This window comes from Actinomycetes bacterium, from assembly GCA_022396035.1.
GTDB lineage: Bacteria > Actinomycetota > Humimicrobiia > Humimicrobiales > Humimicrobiaceae > Halolacustris.
The window spans coordinates 64,867-80,566 of record JAIOXO010000005.1 but is presented as its reverse complement, the minus strand read 5'-3'; the positions used below and the strand labels follow the sequence as shown (position 1 = coordinate 80,566).

Sequence of the window (15,700 nt, the reverse complement as noted above, 5' to 3'; positions counted from 1 at the left end):
ATAAGAAGTGGAAATAATAACCACATAAGGCAATTAAGCTTTCGCATAATCAATCTCCAGACACTAATATAATTAAGATACATTTTATAATTTCACAGGCAAAAACTAAACCATTTAAATTAAAAAGATGTTATAATATGATTTTAAAATCCAATAACATAAGGGAGTTATGCCTATTTTTTCAAAAAACGAAAACAGCAAAGCAAGCAAGACCCTAACTGTCATAGCGGAAGGAGTTAGAATCGAGGGTAAAATTTATTCCCCCGGCTCCGCCAGGATAGACGGTAATATGAGGGGTGAAATTATTTCAGGCAAAGAGCTGGTGGTAGGCAAGGAAGGTCATGTTGAGGCCGATATCAAAACCACCAATGCCACTATAGCCGGTTATTTTAAGGGTGACATGATTGCTTCGGGGGAAGTAGAGATAACCTCCACCGGAAAATTTGTGGGTAACCTTACCCAGAAGGATGCCCTGCTCACTGTATCCAAGGGAGGGTTATTTAAGGGAGAAAGTAAGATATCCGATAATGCCGAAATCTTTAATATGGAAAAAAATCAAATAATGCCTGAAACACAAACCAGCAAAGACCAGCAGCTTTCCAATCAGCCCCAGGACCAAAGGCCTGATTTTAGAAGATAAGGCAAATCAAGCACATAATTCCAGTTTGCCCCATAAACCAATTTTTTTATCCTTTACCGCCAGCAAGCCCCACAGGCCTTTCTCCCCCTTAAACCGGTCCAGGGCTGGTCCTATATGGCTGTCCTCCAGTATGTGGTTGGCCAGAGCAGTTGCCGCTGCGTCTGCAGCAGTGGCAGTGGATGCCAGCACACATGCAATCTCGCTCTTGCCCAGGCTCAGGGAATGCCCGAACTGTCCCGAAGAACAGCAAAGCCCGCAGGGGGTTATATGGTGGGGGATATTTAATTTGATCTTATCTGACAGCCGGGAGCTGGAAGTAAAAACCTGGGCCACAATATCCTGTTTGGACTTTATATAGGTGTCCCCGCCATTTTCAATTATCAATGTAGAGCATCTGCTGCCTGCCTTCTCTGCCAGATAATCGCATGCCGCTCCTGCTACCGCCGCCATGGGCCCTACCTTAAACTGCTTGGATCTGGCTATCATGCGGCTAATTATCGGTGGATAGTTGCCGCTGATGCTTATAGGCGATAAAGCTTTCAGAAAGGATGGATTCTCGGTGGCAACCGTCTCTAAAATGCGGTAAAACCTTGGGAGATACTTAACCACAGCATCTGCAATGTCGCGATCGCTGGCTATATAAAGGTTGGTGAACCTGTAACTTATCTGCCAGTGGTAAGCTGTCCTGCTGCTTACCCGCTGCCGGTACAGGTCCCGGTCAGTGGTAAGCCGGTTTATTTTTATATCAGATTCTGCTGACACTATTACTTCCTGAATCCGCCATAATAAAGGAATATGAGGAAAATAACTACGAAATAAATTACCACCGTAACCGCCAGCATTCCCCAGTGGACATGGTCAAAAAGGAACATGGCCAATATCATGATTGGGATCAAAAATATGGTGGACACGATACTTAACACCAGAGGATTCCTATACCTGGGTTTCAGAGGCATATAAATTCTCCTTACATTATTCTACAGTTCCAGATCCTCTGAATCAGACTCCGGTTCTTCCAAATCAATCTCCTGGTCCCGGTCAACTGGTTCTGGCTCCGGCTCCGGTTCCGGTTCTGGCTGTTCTGAACTAATCCTGGTGACATTTCCGCTGAATATGCCGCCCTTATTTATAATCAGGGAATCAGTCTTGATGTTTCCAGAAACTTCTCCTGTTTCTTTGATCTCTACATTTTCAGCCGCCTCCATGTTGCCCTCATATTTACCTATGACCTGGGCATTTATGGTTTTAACATCAGCATTAACATAGCCGTTTTTCTGGATTATCAGCTCTCCATCCACTTCCAGTTCCCCGGAAACCTCGCAGTCAATTTCAATGGATTTTGAAATTGTAAATTTGCCCTCAACCTTGGCACTGTCTCCGGTGATGGTAAGCAATGTTCTGGACTCACCTGTTGCCGGATAATCATTGCCTTCAATATCATCTTTGCCTTGAAACGCCATAAGCAACCCCCCTGTATATAGTAATCTATCAATAAATATATACTAATTACTTTTAAGAATTATTACAATTGCCGCTGCCCCAAAATTAATGGTAATAAAATTCATCTTCCCTGGCCACAATTTCAGAAAACAAATTCAGCATCTCCCCGGCTGCCTCTGAATCCGGATAAGCCAGAAATACCGGTTTCCTGGCCACGGAAATGGACCTCTGGTAATCAGACAGGTACCTTATCTTATTATCGTATATCCTTATGGTGTCCCCATACTTTCTTTCCAGCTCCCGGGAAAGGTACCGGGCATCCTTTTTTCTCCTTTCATAGGCATTGATAATTATGCCTACAATTTTAATGTTCACATAAAAATTGTTTTCCAGGTTTCGTATTATTTTCTGGAGGTACTTGATATCCAGAAAGGAAAACAGCTCCGGTTTTATAACCACAAACATATTCCGCGCATATACGATAGAACTGGTGGATAGAAGCGAAAAATTAGGCTGGGAATCTATCAGCACATAATCATACCTGTCTTCAGGGATCTTTTCTTCCAGCACTTTTTTTATTATCTGGTTTCTGTACCTTGATCTGTATATTACTCTCTCTGTAAATGTCCTGGAGATTATATGGTCGGTCAGGTACTCTTCAATAAGAGATATGCTGTTGGAGGCTGGCAGCAGGTCCAGGTTGTCTGCAACTTTGATGATATAACTGGGCAGATTTATCTCTTTGCCTTCCACAAAATTCTTTATAAGGGTCTCCAGGTTGTTTCCATATTTGCTGGAAGTCCCCAGATTAAAAGACTGTACCAGATTTATCTGGGGGTCAAAATCCATCATCAGCACCCTCTTATTTTTCTTCTGGGAAAGATACCAGCCATAGTTATAACAGAGGGTGGTTTTTCCGGTTCCTCCTTTGGCATTAAAAAAGACTACTTTTTTCATAAATTCCAGTTAGACATTAAAGAAAAATTATTATTTATTTTATACTAAATTTATACATTTTTATACTGTTTTAATAACAATTATTGTATAGTTAATTGTTTTTAATCTACCATCTGGATTACTTATTTGCAAAACCAGAATATTTGAGTATCATTAAATATTAAATTCAAAAAGGGATTACTTATGACTAAAACAGTTGCCGATATCAACCAAAAAATTAAACAGGGCCAGGTAGTGGTCCTGGATGCTGAAGAAATTATAGACTATGTGGAAAAACATGGCGCCAAAAAGGCAGCCCGGGAAGTGGACGTGGTTACTACCGCTACCTTTGGGCCCATGTGCTCCTCGGGAGCATTCCTGAATTTCGGCCATTCGGACCCGCCCATGAAGATGACCCGGGTATGGCTTAATGATGTACCTGCCTATGCAGGTATGGCTGCAGTAGATGTATACCTGGGAGCTACTGAGCTCTCCGAATCAGACCCCGGTTATGGGGGAGCCCATGTTATTCAGGACCTTATTATGGGAAAGCCGGTAAAACTAAGGGCTACTGCTTATGGGACCGACTGTTACCCTCGAAAAAGCATAGAAACTTATGTTACTCTGGATACCTTGAACCAGGCTTACCTGTTTAATCCCAGAAATGTATACCAGAATTATGCTGTAGCCACAAATTCCTCCGATAAAACCATATACACCTATATGGGAAAACTGCTGCCCCGTTTCGGCAGCGCCACCTACAGCAGCGCGGGCCAGCTGAACCCCCTCCTAAATGATCCCTACTGCCGGACCATAGGGATAGGGACCAGGATATTTATAGGGGGGACTACCGGCTATATAGCCTGGCAGGGAACTCAGCATAACCCCAATCAGGAAAGGCTGGCCAATGGAACCACTGTAGGTCCGGGAGCCACCCTGGCAGTTATTGCAAATATCAAGCAGATGAATATTGAATACATCCGGGCAGCCTCATTCTACGGATACGGGATAACCATGTTCATGGGGATAGGTGTGCCTATCCCGGTTCTGGATGAAGAGATGGTTAAATTCTTAGGTGTAAAAGATGAAGATATATATACACAGATTTATGATTATTCGGTACAGAGGCGCAACAAGCCTTCCTATGGCAAAGTTAATTACCAGCAGCTTCGAAGCGGGCAGATAACTATTAACGGCAAACAGGTGCAGACCGGTTCTATCTCCAGTTACTCCAAGGCAAAAGAGATAGCCCAGAACCTTAAAAAACTTATAACCGACAAAAAGTTTCTGCTAACCGAACCGGTAGCCCCGCTGCCTTCAGACCAAAAACTTAAGAGCCTTGAAATTTTAAGCCAGGAGGAGCTGTGAACCACAAAAGGAAACTGGTTTTAACCTTTAGCGAAGACATAGTTACCCAGCCCATAACCTACAGGCTGGTCAAAGATTATGACCTGGCCTTCAATATACTTAGAGCGGAAATAACTCCCAATATGCAGGGTAAAATATTGATAGAGATCAGCGGACAGCAGGAGAATATCGACAAGGGAATAAAGTTCTTAAAAGGTTCAGGAGTAAGCTTACAGGAAGCAGCCAGGGATATATTGGTGGATAAGGAAAAGTGTGTATCCTGCGGTTTATGCACCTCTGTTTGCATCACCCAGGCTTTAGGCCTGGATAAACAAAGCAAAAAATTAATATTCGACAAAGAAAAATGCATCCTGTGTGGGCTCTGCGCTAACAGTTGCCCACTGGATGCAATTAAGTTGAATATGTAAACATAATTTATTCTTCCAGCTCTTCAAACTGGTCTTTTTCTGCTCCGCATTCGGGGCATACCCAGTCATCAGGCAAGTCTTCAAAAGCAGTTCCCGGTTTTATATCATTATCCGGATCCCCTTGTTGCGGATCATATATATAGCCGCATACCAGACATTCCCACCTATTCATAAGCTACCCTCTCTGTTTTAATAGTAATTGTCCTTATTATGTATAAATAATGATTGGTTGTAAATATAATTTTTTTCACTGTTCATAATAAGATAGGGCTTGCTGGCTATGGCTTCTTTTTACCGCTTAGGTAAGAGTTTATATATTGTGCTAAAATAGTTTTAAAAGCAGTTATGCTTTAAATTATTATTTTGCAAAGAGGAAAACTATCAGCGGGTTAACTAAAATTAAACTGCCTGTTCTACTGGTTCTGTTCATCCTTTTGCTGTTTATGCTCTTTCCGGAATCTGTCACTGCCCAGCTGGATACAGAGGATTTTTACCTGGCAGAAATTGAAGGCATAATAGATCCTGCGATCTCCAGTTATATAGAGAAATGCATAACCCGGGCCCAGCAGGATGGCAGGGCATTAATAATCCAGATGGACACACCGGGAGGCCTGGAGACCTCAATGAGGGATATTATAAAAGCCATGCTGGCCAGCCCGGTGCCCATTATTGTATATGTGGCTCCCCAGGGAGCAAGAGCGGCATCAGCGGGGGTATTTATAACCTATGCCGCAGATATAGCGGCCATGCACCCCTCCACCCATATAGGGGCTGCCCACCCGGTCAGCATGGGCATCAGCCAGGCCGATGAAGAATCCATGAAAAAAATCACCAATGATTCAGTGGCTTTCATACAGAACCTGGCTGAATCCAGGGGCAGAAACAGCCAGTGGGCAGCCAAAGCAGTAACCGAAAGCGATTCCATAACCGCCAGTCAGGCTCTAGAACTGAAAGTAATTGATTTTACTGCTGCCAGCCTGGATGAGCTTATGGATAATATGGATAATATGCAGGTTGAAAAGCAGGGCCAGAACTATATTTTAAAAACCAGTAATGCCCGCATAGAACCCCTGGAGTCCAGCCTTATTAACCGTTTCCTTCATATCATAGCCAACCCCAATATCGCCTATATACTATTTTTGTTGGGCATGCTGGGCATAATTTATGAATTTTCCCAGCCGGGGCTGGGTATTTCCGGAGCCCTGGGAGTGCTCTTTCTGTTACTGGGCCTGTATGCTTTCAGCATACTTCCGGTAAATTATGCCGGCCTGGGAATTATAGTGCTGGGAGTTATATTGTTTATAGTGGATATTGAAGCAGGGACCGGAGGCATCCTTTCTGCCTGCGGGGCAATCAGCCTTATTTTAGGCTCGCTGTTGCTGATTGACAGTCCTGCACCCTATCTAAATATTGCCAAACCCCTTATAATTGGTGCCAGTGGCCTGATTTCGGTGATGGCGGTTATAGCCATAAGGGCACTGTATATGTCCAGGAGGATAAAACCTGCAACCGGAAGCCTTTCCATGGTGGGAAGGCAGGCAACTGCCGTTTCTGATTTAAGCCCCCAAGGCCAGGTAAAGATAGATGGCGAAATATGGAGAGCTGTATCTGAAGAGGGCAGCGTAGAAAAAGGACGTAAAGTATCCATAACCAGGATCAGGGGGCTAACCCTTTATGTAAAACAGATAAACCAAGGAGGTTAGAAGATGTACATAGGAACACTAGTTATAATAATACTGGTAGCGCTGGTAGCATTCATTTTGCTGGTTTCAGCTATCAAGATTCTAAAGGAGTACGAGAGAGGAGTAATATTCAGGTTTGGCCGGCTCAGGGGAACCAGGGGTCCGGGTATTTTCATAATAATTCCTTTTGTAGACAAGATGGTAAAGGTTGACTTGCGAATTGTTACCATGGATGTCCCTCCCCAGGACATCATAACCAAGGATAATGTCCCGGTAAAGGTAAATGCAGTGGTCTATTTTAAGGTACTGGAACCCGAAAAAAGTGTAATCGCCATAGAAAAATATATAGTAGGCACCTCACAGATTGCCCAGACCACCTTAAGGAGCATAATTGGGCAGGTGGATCTAGATGATCTACTGTCCAAAAGGGATAAAATAAATCAGGAGCTCCAGAAAATAATTGATGACCAGACCGACCCCTGGGGCATTAAGGTTTCCACCGTGGAGATCAAGGATGTAGAGCTACCCCAGTCCATACAAAGAGCTTTTGCCCGACAGGCAGAAGCCGAAAGGGAAAGAAGGGCTAAAATCATCAATGCAGAAGGAGAATTCCAGGCTTCTGAAAGGCTTTCTGAAGCAGCCAAGGTTCTGAGCACCTACCCAGTCTCGGTTCAACTGAGGTTTTTACAGACCTTAAAGGAAATAGCGGCAGAGCAAAACTCTACCATAATCTTTCCGGTGCCCATTGATCTCCTGAAGTCGTTTATAGACAATATAGGCAAAGGAAAATAGCCTAGGCAAGATAATAGTATTTAATGTCCTTATCCTTTTTCTTTCTCCTTAAAGGACAACTTATACAGGCGCCTTTTACCGGTCCCCTGCAGCTGTCAGCGGGACCGTTGCCCTGGTAGTCGACTTTTAATTTTCCCTTTTTTACCAGGTAATCCAGTATTCCCTCCAGGGCGGAAGGCTCTAGCCCCAAATCCCTGGCCAGCTGGTTCAGGGTCTTGGTTTTGTTCTGGCGGCGAAAAAAATCCAGTACTTCATCTAACATGGCTAACCCAATCCTATCAATAATCCTAATTGATATATTATAAAGGAGATTATCCAGGCAACCGCCAGGCTATAGGCAATAGAGAAAAAAGTCCAGCGGTAAGAGCCGGTTTCCCTTTTAATGGCAGCAACCGTGCCCAGACAGGGAGTATAAAGCAAAGTAAATACCAGAAAAGTATAAGCTTTCAGTGGGGTCATCAAACTGCGTATGGCTTCAGTTAGGCCCTGCTGGCCGGCCTCAGTAGCCCCCAGCACCACGCCAAAGGTCCCCACTACAATCTCCTTGGCTACAAAGCCAAACAAAAGAGCAATACTTTCTATCCAGCCAAACCCCAGGGGCTTAAGCAGGGGAGCAATAAACAGCCCAATCTTTCCTGCAATAGAATCCTGGCTGGCATACTCTGCTCCCAGGGGAAGCGCCCCCAGAAGCCATATAATAGCCGAACCAACAAGTATCACTGTACCCATCTTTTTTAAAAACTCTGATCCATTTTCCCACATGTGTATAACCGCTCCCTTAATGGTAGGCTTCCTATAGGGAGGAAGCTCCATTACAAAAGGCTTGGAAAGCCCCTTGAAAAAAATCTTATGGAATAGCTTGCTGGTACCCACTGCCACTGCCAGGCCCAAAATATAAAGGGAAAAAATAACTACCGCCGCCCAGGGACCGAAAAAAGCCCCTGCCAGAAGCACATAAATAGGTATTCTGGCACTACAGGAAACAAAGGGTATAATAAGTATGGTTAACAGCCTGTCTTTTTTTTCTTCCAGGGTACGGGTAGCCATGATTGCTGGCACATTACAGCCAAACCCCATAACCAGTGGTATAAAAGATTTGCCGTGCAGACCCATCCTGTGCATAAGATTGTCCATTATAAATGCGGCCCTGGCCATATACCCGCTGTCTTCTAAAAAAGACAGCAAAAAGAAGAGGATAAAAATATTGGGAATAAATATCAGTACGCCCCCTACCCCTCCTATTATGCCGTCAATCAGTAATGAGATTACCCAGCTGCTTATTCCTGCCTGTACCATAAAGCCTGCCAGATGGGTACTCATAATCTCTATGCCTTGTTCCATCCATCCCTGTATATATCCCCCTACCTGGAAGGTAAGCAGAAAAGTTATAAACATGAGCAGCAAAAATATGGGAATGCCGGCAGCCCTGCTGGTAGTAATTAAATCAATCTGGTCTGATAAGGTATGGCGGTCTACTGCAGTATCAAAATAGCCAACCTCCCGCAGCAATCCGCTTATATGCCCGTATCTGCGGTCAGCAATCACTATATCTGAATTTTCCCCAAATACCTGGTTAAGATGGTTTTTTACCTTATCCAGATAGGGGAGCACCTCTGTCTTGCCCTGGTCTGTCCTGGTTACCCCATCTATAACCGACTGGTCCTGTTCCAGTAGTTTTATGGCTAACCAGCGCAGAGAGAATTTCTCCTTCATATCTTTCTGCCGGTCCAGCCGCTGGGAAAGCTTTCTGATTTCATGCTCCAGTTCACTTCCATAGTTTACCGGTTTGGGCCGGGGCGGTTTGGGATTATTGTAAACCTCCAGTATTTTATCCTTTAGAAGGTCTATGCCTTTACCGGTAGTCCCGATGGTCGTAATTATGGGTACTCCCAGCAGGCTGCTCAGACCCTCTACATCAATTTTTTGATTGCGCTTTAACACAATATCAAACATATTGAACACAAATATAAGTCTGGTAGAAAATCCCAGCTCGATTAATTCCATGGCCAGGTAGAGGTTTCTTTCCAGATTGGAAGAATCGATTATATCTACTACAATATCCGGCCTGCTCTCTACTATGTAGTCGCGGGCTACCACCTCATCCAGAGACAGCGCAGAAAGGCTATAGACCCCCGGAAGGTCCACCACATTAAACCAGCAGCCTTCATGGTGGGAAATACCTTCCTTCTTTTCCACAGTAACCCCCGGCCAGTTTCCTACATGCTGCCTGGACCCGGTTAGGCTGTTAAATACCGTGGTCTTGCCGGAATTGGGGTTTCCGGCCAAAGCTATATTAATAGTTTTTTCCATTTTTTAGGAATACCTAACTTTTTTTTAACATTATATTATTTTTCCTGGCCTGTCAATCTATTGCTGCCTTAAATTTTTTATTTTTTTATTTTTGTTGTAGAATCTATTTTATTATCAATGCCTGTTGATTTAAATAAAGTTGCTAAAATATCCGAAAAAAATTAAAGGGAAAAAAACTGTTATCCGAAAACTGGAGCAGGAAGATCTAAAAAAATCTTTAAAATGGCTGAAAGATCCCCGGGTAAACAGGTTTTTAAGCCAGAATTTCTCGGGTTTTGACCAGAAGCAGGAGGACCAGTGGTACCAATATATACAGGACTCCAACAATGACCTGGCCTTCGCTATTGAAACTACCGAAGGCCGTTATATAGGCAACTGTGCGCTGCATAAGATAAACTGGTTTAAAAAAACAGCTGAGTTTGGAATAGTAATAGGTGAAAAAGAATTCTGGAATAAGGGTTACGGCTCAGATGCAGTAAGAATGATAACTGATTTTGCCACCGGCCTGCTGGGAATAAAGAAAATTGTATTGAATGTCTATGAGTACAATAACCGGGCTATAAAGGTTTATCAGAATTGCGGTTTTAAACTAAAACGGGTACTAAAAAAAGACCACTTTTATAATCAGCAGCATTGGGATACCTTTATTATGGAATATGTCAAACCAGGATCATCTAAAGGTGATGTACACTTACAGAAAAAGGAATAAAACCGGTCCGGGCTCTATAATCTTTATAGCCCTTTTTTTGCTTACGGCCGTAGGTCTTGGCTACCTGGCCTACACCGACCGGGGCATGTTCTGGGACTATATGCCTCTGGCCAGCATCGGCATAGTGGTATTGAGCCTTATATTTGCTATTTTTAACCTGGTAAGAAGAAATGCCATAGGGTTTTTGTTTATATTATTTCTGTTAGCATCCATAGCAGGTATTGTAGTATCCAGCCTGTTCGGTCCATTTGCCCTTAACCTTAGGGGGCAAAACTTTTATGAAGAGCAAAATTATCAGCAGGCTATCGTTAATCTGGAAACCATTGTAGAACAATATCCCAGCAGCCGGTATCATGACAGCGCATTGGGAGTTCTTCCCTTTGCATATTACCGCAACGGCAACTGCCGCCGGGCTTTAGATTATCTGGACCAGGGGATTGGTTCAGGATTGCTGGACTCAAATCTGGAGACCAGCCTAATGTATACCCAGTGCCATTTGAGTATTGCTGAAAGTTCTTTTGAGCAGAACAACTACGGTACTGCGGCTGCCCATTATCTTGCTGCTGTAAATCTTTATAAGGAACTGAAACAAAATTATCCGGATACCGATGAAGCATTTATCGCTGATTACAAAATACCCGAGCTGACTTTTAAGGCTGCCACCGCCTACAAGCAGGCAGGCAACAGGGAAAAATCCAATGAAATTTTAAGCACATTGATAGATCAGTACCCCCAGAGTGAATATGCTCAGAGAGCACAGGAAATGCTGTTTGCCAATTATGTAAACACAGCATTGATACTGAAGAATGAAAGAGAATACATGCTTGCAGTTGAAGAATTCTTAAAAATAACCGAACTGTTTGCCTCACCACAGGATGCCTTCAGGGTATCCCATTATCGTGAGGTTATATTTTCAGATATGCCCCAGTTTTATCTGGAGCAGGCCGGCCTGCAGTTTTACAATCAGCAGGATTATAAAAAGTCAGCCTATATCTACCAGGCTATTTTTGAATACTATCCCCAATCATCAGAAGACTATATCTCTTACCTGGTTAAAAGCAAGATAAACCTTATAGAAAGCATCAACTACCGTAACCTGTCTCTGACCGGAGAGCCTGCCGGCAGGTATTCTGAAGACATCAGCATACTGGAAGTTGAAAATACTGGAATATATGATGCCGTCTTATACCTGTCCGGACCACAGAATCTAAGAGTTGACCTGAAATCCGGAACCATTAACGAACTTGAGCTGCTGCCTGGAACCTATCAGGTCGCAGTAGAATTCTCCACGCAGCCATCAATACCCCTGCTTGGAAATTTAAGTCTGGAGCCAGGCAGAAAACACCTACTGGCTGTAGGGCTTTAATCCAGATCCTTTAAGCCATCATAAATCAGGCTCTTAAGATTGTTGTCCAGAAAACCTATCACATGTCCCTGGTCACGGACCCGGTCTACTTCTAAATTACTTTCCATCTTCTGCATCAACTGGTCCAGGATGGTGCTTGCCTGTTGTATTTTAGAATTTGTAGTTTGCTCATCATCTACTTTCATCTGTTTGGCTATCTCGTCCGCAACCTGGTTAAATTTATCGTAATTATCCTTAAGAACTCCGGTAAACTGGGCTCTCTGCCAGAACCATCTACCCTTGTTTTTCTGGTTGTAAAAATTAAACAGGCCAAACAGGTACTCTATCTTTACGCCGTTAAGCTCGCATATTTCCCTTATAATGTACATCCTCTTGGTCATATAGGGAGCTTTTTTAAGTTTTTGATGATCTATCATAAATTCCCGCCTTCCAAATAATATAAACTAATTATATTAGAAATAAAAATACAATCAAATAGATATAGGCCAACCTGGTATCAGCAAATTGACCCCTATATGCTTTCATCCATGTTTATATAAAACCTCAGCAGCCTATCCTGCCCTACCTTAACCCCAACTCTGCCAGTGCGGTTTATGGCCAGGCCGGCAAATTTCTTGGACTCCTCCAGAAATATGTCACTGCCTCCCGAGGTAAGGTCTTTACCGTTATCCCCTAATCCTATACCCATAGCCATAGTTAGCTTGCCCGGCCCATCCAGCAACAGACGGCCTCCGGATGTATTCCTCCTCTTCTCCATTACCTTCCTGCCTTCCACCGGAAATGCCCCCCTTATAAGGACTGCTCCCGGTGTTCCCTTTTCTTGGGTAACCATATTAAACAGGTTATACATGCCATAACACAGATATACATAAGCCACCCCCGGTTTTCCAAACATCAGTCGGTTTCTGGGGGTTGGCCCCCGGTAGGCATGGCTGGCGGGATCCCGGGAACCGTAATAAGCTTCTGTTTCAATAATAACAGCCGAACACCTGCCATCCTTCTCAGTAACCAGTAGTTGGCCCAGAAGCTCCCTGGCCACCAATGAGGTGTCCCTTGCGAAAAATTCGGTAGTAAATGTCTTTGCTGTTAGTACCATATAAAGTCCAATATCAGCAACAGTAATACAATTTTCGGATACAGACGGGGCAACTTCCTGTTGCTGTTTATAATAGTAATATGCTTAATAATATCAGGGCTGTTCCTAACAGAGAGACAATAATGGAAACCAGTCCGGTAAAAAAAGACAAAGTTACAAGTCCGGGCTTGCTTCTCTCTAAACAGCTTTTCAATGTTAATGCTGCTTCCATGTAACATCGAAATCATAGCAACAGCTTTTTTAATAGTCAAATAAAGGCTTTTTCTTATAGCGGTAATTGGTTTAAAATTTTAATAATTATAATATCTTCTACACAGGAAGGAGGCAACATTGACCGGCCGATTTTACCCATTCCTTCTGGCCCTTATAACCATGTTCTTCTGGGGAACTGCTCCTGTTTTTGGTAAGCTTGGTCTGGCGAAAATTAATCCCTTTATAGCCCTGGCTTTCAGGAGTTTTGTAATCTCTGCCATCTTGCTGGTAATCATATTGATTAGAGGAGACATCAAACAGCTGGCAATGCTTGACCTAAAAAGCGCCACTTTTATAGGGCTGGAAGGCATTTTTGCTTCTCTTCTGGGCCACTTTGCCTATTACTATGCCCTCAAGCTGGGAGAAACCTCCAGGGTAGTACCAGTAGCTTCTGCTTTCCCGGTAATAACCCTGATTATATCCCTGATATTTCTTGCAGAAAAAATCACCGTAGCCAAGGGGGCAGGAATTGCTCTGGTAATAGCCGGGCTGTTTCTGTTAAGGATGTAGCGGTTAAGGGGCCAGTTTTAGCTTGATAATTTGTCCCTGTTCTATTTCCTTTAATTTATCTATATCCCCTACATCAGCTATATGGCCCAGAACTGTGACCGGGCTGGCCGCCCGGGGTCTTTGATCTGTGCTCGCCGGTGTTTTACCAAAAAATATACAAAAGGCCTGCCCGGGAGGCCAGAAGGCAATATCTCCAGCCTTAAGTATTTCCCTGCCCTGCTCCAGCTGGTGTTCAAGGGGAATAGAAAAATAAATTTCATTACCCCATTTCTGTGCATTCGCTTCCAGGGGCAGGACCGTCTCCAGCCTGGAAGCTGTCCGGGTATTATTCAGTTTGAACTTTATGTTTTTACCTTTTACCAAAAGATTTATAGCACTTCCCATAGTGACATTTATATTAAACATTTCAGTCAAAATTAACAAATAAAAAATAAATAAAAATTTATTGAATTACCCCTGAAAATTTTGTATATTACATAAATGTATCCTATATATAAATTAATTAATATTGAAAGAAAGGTTGTAAATGGAAGTAAGAATAGATGAAGAACTCTGCACCGGTTGCGGACTTTGTGAAGAAACTTGCCCTGATATTTTTAAGCTTAATGAAGACAAGGATATCGTGGAATTAATCAAGACCGATTATGATGAGAGTGACGAAGAGTGCATCCAGGAAGCAGAAGAAAGCTGCCCCACTGAAGCGATTATAGTTGACTGATAGGTCTGGGGATTAAAATATAATATTCATTCATTAAATAGCCCTGTAAATTACAGGGCTATTTATCTTTTTTCTATTTACATTTTATTTCTATTGCTTAAGCCTTATTAGATAATCCGGCCAGCCAATCCTTTATCACCAGGAATAAGCCTCCCAGGCCAAACATTATAGCTGCTATTCTGGCCAGCCAGCCAATAAATGGTATGGCAAAAGCAATACTTATAATTGCCAGGCCCACCAGATAAGCCAGTACCTTCCACCCGTAAAGATCGAGATTAATCGAAGAACGGGAGAATATAGATTTGCCCAGCAGGTAAGCTAAAAATATGGTACTCAGGTATATCAGGATAAAATAAGCTATAGTCAGCATTAGGTTCAACCCCATAAGCAGCAGTCCAATGCCTGACCCTATTACCGTAACCATAAAAAATATGGATATTATAAATACCACCAGCACAGCCAGCGGCACACCAAAAAAGGCTATTGCTCCTGCTCCCACGCTGTTTCCAAGAGATATTCTTAGTCTCTGGCTGAATTTCTCAAACACCCTGGGCACGGCCAGTATAAGAAGGATTCCCAGTACAAACAAACTTATAAATGACAGGATTTTACCTCCAATATAGGTAGCTGTAAAAATTGCAAAAGGTGCACCAATCCTGGTTTTCTCTCTTAAAGTTCTTTCTTTCTCAATCTGCTCAAAGTCTAACTGGCCAGAAATCTCTGCACCCTCAGCAATACTGGCTGGTTGCATGGAGGAATATGAAAGGTTGCCGCCTATACTGGCACTGGAGGAAACAGTTAAACTATCCACCTGGTCCACCCTTACATCTTTTCCTATCTGTCCAGCAATAACCACATTGCCTCCGGTTGCAAAAACCCTGTCTTTTACCTGGCCTTCTATGTTTAGGATTCCGCCGGTTATAACCAGGTCTCCACCGATAGTAGCATCTTTTCCAATAGTTACCCTTCCACCGGCAACCACCAGATCATCAGAGATATCCGAATTGATGTTCACTATCCCTCCGGCAATACGGGCGTCATCCCCAATATTACCTGTAATATCCAGCATTCCGCCGGAAGCTATCAGATCCTGCCCTACATTGGCCTGGACATTTATATTTCCACCAGCAGTTATAAAATCCTGTTCCACATCCTCCAGCAGCTGAACACTGTTTCCAAAAGCATACAGATCATCTGATATCTTATTGGTTATGGTTATAGCTCCTCCTCCCCTGGAGGAAAAACCAGATACAAAAACCAAGGATAAAAAAAGCAGGATTATTAAAACTGGTACCGCATAAAGCTTTTTATGCATGTTAACTCACTCCCCATTAAATTTACTGAATATAATTTAGTTTAATATGATTATGGCTGTCAGTAAAGGGATTAAGCCTTTGAAATAAATTACCCAAAAAAAATTTGTATTTCTTATAGAATTTTTTTCTATTCTCTTTTATTATTACTAAAACTTTAT

Annotated in this window: 20 protein-coding genes; 9 read left to right on the top strand and 11 right to left on the bottom strand. The window is 42.9% G+C overall.

What is annotated here, in order from left to right:
- Positions 1-169 precede the first annotated feature (169 nt).
- Positions 170-640, top strand: a complete 471-nt coding sequence (locus K9H14_03175; protein ID MCG9479193.1) for a polymer-forming cytoskeletal protein — start codon at positions 170-172, stop codon at positions 638-640.
- Positions 641-646: 6 nt separating this feature from the next.
- Here K9H14_03175 and K9H14_03170 read toward each other — a convergent pair whose 3' ends face one another.
- The 4 genes from K9H14_03170 to K9H14_03155 all read right to left on the bottom strand — a co-directional run bounded on the left by K9H14_03170 (position 647) and on the right by K9H14_03155 (position 3,037).
- Complete coding sequence (locus K9H14_03170; GenBank protein ID MCG9479192.1) at positions 647-1,402, bottom strand: UPF0280 family protein; 756 nt, start codon at positions 1,400-1,402, stop codon at positions 647-649.
- 2 nt (positions 1,403-1,404) lie between these two features.
- Positions 1,405-1,596, bottom strand: a complete 192-nt coding sequence (locus tag K9H14_03165; protein ID MCG9479191.1) for a hypothetical protein — start codon at positions 1,594-1,596, stop codon at positions 1,405-1,407.
- A gap of 21 nt (positions 1,597-1,617) precedes the next feature.
- On the bottom strand, positions 1,618-2,100 hold the full coding sequence (locus K9H14_03160) for a polymer-forming cytoskeletal protein (protein ID MCG9479190.1): 483 nt from the start codon (positions 2,098-2,100) through the stop codon (positions 1,618-1,620).
- A gap of 85 nt (positions 2,101-2,185) precedes the next feature.
- Positions 2,186-3,037 carry a ParA family protein gene (locus tag K9H14_03155; protein ID MCG9479189.1) on the bottom strand — a complete coding sequence of 284 codons (852 nt, stop codon included), beginning with the start codon at positions 3,035-3,037 and terminating at the stop codon, positions 2,186-2,188.
- Positions 3,038-3,220: 183 nt separating this feature from the next.
- On the opposite strand from K9H14_03155, the gene K9H14_03150 reads away from it, so the two are divergent.
- Together K9H14_03150 and K9H14_03145 are read left to right on the top strand one after the other, a co-directional pair.
- Positions 3,221-4,384 carry a homocysteine biosynthesis protein gene (locus K9H14_03150; protein ID MCG9479188.1) on the top strand — a complete coding sequence of 388 codons (1,164 nt, stop codon included), beginning with the start codon at positions 3,221-3,223 and terminating at the stop codon, positions 4,382-4,384.
- Positions 4,381-4,791, top strand: coding sequence for a 4Fe-4S binding protein (locus K9H14_03145; GenBank protein ID MCG9479187.1), 411 nt, complete (start codon positions 4,381-4,383; stop codon positions 4,789-4,791). The genes K9H14_03150 and K9H14_03145 overlap by 4 nt, the downstream gene beginning before the upstream one ends.
- A 7-nt stretch (positions 4,792-4,798) precedes the next feature.
- Here the strand turns inward: K9H14_03145 and K9H14_03140 are convergent, their stop codons facing one another.
- The gene (locus tag K9H14_03140; protein MCG9479186.1) at positions 4,799-4,963 is read right to left on the bottom strand and encodes a rubredoxin; all 165 of its coding nucleotides are present in this window, start codon (positions 4,961-4,963) and stop codon (positions 4,799-4,801) included.
- Between the two features lie 271 nt (positions 4,964-5,234).
- Between K9H14_03140 and K9H14_03135 the strand changes: the two genes are divergently transcribed.
- The gene (locus K9H14_03135; GenBank protein MCG9479185.1) at positions 5,235-6,494 is read left to right on the top strand and encodes a nodulation protein NfeD; all 1,260 of its coding nucleotides are present in this window, start codon (positions 5,235-5,237) and stop codon (positions 6,492-6,494) included.
- 3 nt (positions 6,495-6,497) lie between these two features.
- Positions 6,498-7,265, top strand: coding sequence for a slipin family protein (locus K9H14_03130; protein ID MCG9479184.1), 768 nt, complete (start codon positions 6,498-6,500; stop codon positions 7,263-7,265).
- Between the two features lies 1 nt (position 7,266).
- Here K9H14_03130 and K9H14_03125 read toward each other — a convergent pair whose 3' ends face one another.
- Both K9H14_03125 and feoB read right to left on the bottom strand, forming a co-directional pair.
- Positions 7,267-7,527 (bottom strand): FeoC-like transcriptional regulator, encoded by a 261-nt coding sequence (locus tag K9H14_03125; protein MCG9479183.1) that lies wholly within the window; start codon positions 7,525-7,527, stop codon positions 7,267-7,269.
- Positions 7,528-7,529: 2 nt separating this feature from the next.
- Positions 7,530-9,575, bottom strand: a complete 2,046-nt coding sequence (feoB, locus tag K9H14_03120) for a ferrous iron transport protein B (protein ID MCG9479182.1) — start codon at positions 9,573-9,575, stop codon at positions 7,530-7,532.
- Positions 9,576-9,714: 139 nt separating this feature from the next.
- Between feoB and K9H14_03115 the strand changes: the two genes are divergently transcribed.
- Both K9H14_03115 and K9H14_03110 read left to right on the top strand, forming a co-directional pair.
- On the top strand, positions 9,715-10,284 hold the full coding sequence (locus K9H14_03115; protein MCG9479181.1) for a GNAT family N-acetyltransferase: 570 nt from the start codon (positions 9,715-9,717) through the stop codon (positions 10,282-10,284).
- On the top strand, positions 10,232-11,650 hold the full coding sequence (locus K9H14_03110) for a tetratricopeptide repeat protein (GenBank protein ID MCG9479180.1): 1,419 nt from the start codon (positions 10,232-10,234) through the stop codon (positions 11,648-11,650). Before K9H14_03115 ends, K9H14_03110 begins: the two co-directional genes overlap by 53 nt.
- On the opposite strand, the gene K9H14_03105 is transcribed toward K9H14_03110, so the two are convergent.
- Together K9H14_03105 and K9H14_03100 are read right to left on the bottom strand one after the other, a co-directional pair.
- Positions 11,647-12,066, bottom strand: coding sequence for a hypothetical protein (locus tag K9H14_03105; protein MCG9479179.1), 420 nt, complete (start codon positions 12,064-12,066; stop codon positions 11,647-11,649). The genes K9H14_03110 and K9H14_03105 overlap by 4 nt on opposite strands.
- 95 nt (positions 12,067-12,161) lie before the next feature.
- Complete coding sequence (locus K9H14_03100; protein MCG9479178.1) at positions 12,162-12,746, bottom strand: DNA-3-methyladenine glycosylase; 585 nt, start codon at positions 12,744-12,746, stop codon at positions 12,162-12,164.
- A gap of 372 nt (positions 12,747-13,118) precedes the next feature.
- On the opposite strand from K9H14_03100, the gene K9H14_03095 reads away from it, so the two are divergent.
- Positions 13,119-13,508: an EamA family transporter gene (locus K9H14_03095; protein MCG9479177.1), complete on the top strand. Its 390-nt coding sequence runs from the start codon at positions 13,119-13,121 to the stop codon at positions 13,506-13,508.
- Positions 13,509-13,511: 3 nt separating this feature from the next.
- On the opposite strand, the gene K9H14_03090 is transcribed toward K9H14_03095, so the two are convergent.
- Complete coding sequence (locus K9H14_03090) at positions 13,512-13,892, bottom strand: hypothetical protein (protein MCG9479176.1); 381 nt, start codon at positions 13,890-13,892, stop codon at positions 13,512-13,514.
- A gap of 142 nt (positions 13,893-14,034) precedes the next feature.
- Here K9H14_03090 and K9H14_03085 point away from each other — a divergent pair, with 142 nt between their 5' ends.
- Positions 14,035-14,226 carry a ferredoxin gene (locus K9H14_03085; GenBank protein ID MCG9479175.1) on the top strand — a complete coding sequence of 64 codons (192 nt, stop codon included), beginning with the start codon at positions 14,035-14,037 and terminating at the stop codon, positions 14,224-14,226.
- Positions 14,227-14,323: 97 nt separating this feature from the next.
- Here K9H14_03085 and K9H14_03080 read toward each other — a convergent pair whose 3' ends face one another.
- Positions 14,324-15,541 (bottom strand): polymer-forming cytoskeletal protein, encoded by a 1,218-nt coding sequence (locus tag K9H14_03080; GenBank protein MCG9479174.1) that lies wholly within the window; start codon positions 15,539-15,541, stop codon positions 14,324-14,326.
- Positions 15,542-15,700 lie beyond the last annotated feature (159 nt).

Coding starts and splice junctions, on each gene's coding strand:
- K9H14_03175 (MCG9479193.1), top strand. CDS start 170: ATGCCTATTTTTTCAAAAAACGAAAACAGCAAAGCAAGCAAGACCCTA.
- K9H14_03130 (MCG9479184.1), top strand. CDS start 6,498: ATGTACATAGGAACACTAGTTATAATAATACTGGTAGCGCTGGTAGCA.
- K9H14_03125 (MCG9479183.1), bottom strand. CDS start 7,527: ATGTTAGATGAAGTACTGGATTTTTTTCGCCGCCAGAACAAAACCAAG.
- K9H14_03140 (MCG9479186.1), bottom strand. CDS start 4,963: ATGAATAGGTGGGAATGTCTGGTATGCGGCTATATATATGATCCGCAA.
- K9H14_03105 (MCG9479179.1), bottom strand. CDS start 12,066: ATGATAGATCATCAAAAACTTAAAAAAGCTCCCTATATGACCAAGAGG.
- K9H14_03155 (MCG9479189.1), bottom strand. CDS start 3,037: ATGAAAAAAGTAGTCTTTTTTAATGCCAAAGGAGGAACCGGAAAAACC.
- K9H14_03150 (MCG9479188.1), top strand. CDS start 3,221: ATGACTAAAACAGTTGCCGATATCAACCAAAAAATTAAACAGGGCCAG.
- K9H14_03110 (MCG9479180.1), top strand. CDS start 10,232: ATGTCAAACCAGGATCATCTAAAGGTGATGTACACTTACAGAAAAAGG.
- K9H14_03080 (MCG9479174.1), bottom strand. CDS start 15,541: ATGCATAAAAAGCTTTATGCGGTACCAGTTTTAATAATCCTGCTTTTT.
- K9H14_03100 (MCG9479178.1), bottom strand. CDS start 12,746: ATGGTACTAACAGCAAAGACATTTACTACCGAATTTTTCGCAAGGGAC.
- K9H14_03090 (MCG9479176.1), bottom strand. CDS start 13,892: ATGGGAAGTGCTATAAATCTTTTGGTAAAAGGTAAAAACATAAAGTTC.
- feoB (MCG9479182.1), bottom strand. CDS start 9,575: ATGGAAAAAACTATTAATATAGCTTTGGCCGGAAACCCCAATTCCGGC.
- K9H14_03135 (MCG9479185.1), top strand. CDS start 5,235: ATGCTCTTTCCGGAATCTGTCACTGCCCAGCTGGATACAGAGGATTTT.
- K9H14_03085 (MCG9479175.1), top strand. CDS start 14,035: ATGGAAGTAAGAATAGATGAAGAACTCTGCACCGGTTGCGGACTTTGT.
- K9H14_03095 (MCG9479177.1), top strand. CDS start 13,119: ATGTTCTTCTGGGGAACTGCTCCTGTTTTTGGTAAGCTTGGTCTGGCG.
- K9H14_03160 (MCG9479190.1), bottom strand. CDS start 2,100: ATGGCGTTTCAAGGCAAAGATGATATTGAAGGCAATGATTATCCGGCA.
- K9H14_03165 (MCG9479191.1), bottom strand. CDS start 1,596: ATGCCTCTGAAACCCAGGTATAGGAATCCTCTGGTGTTAAGTATCGTG.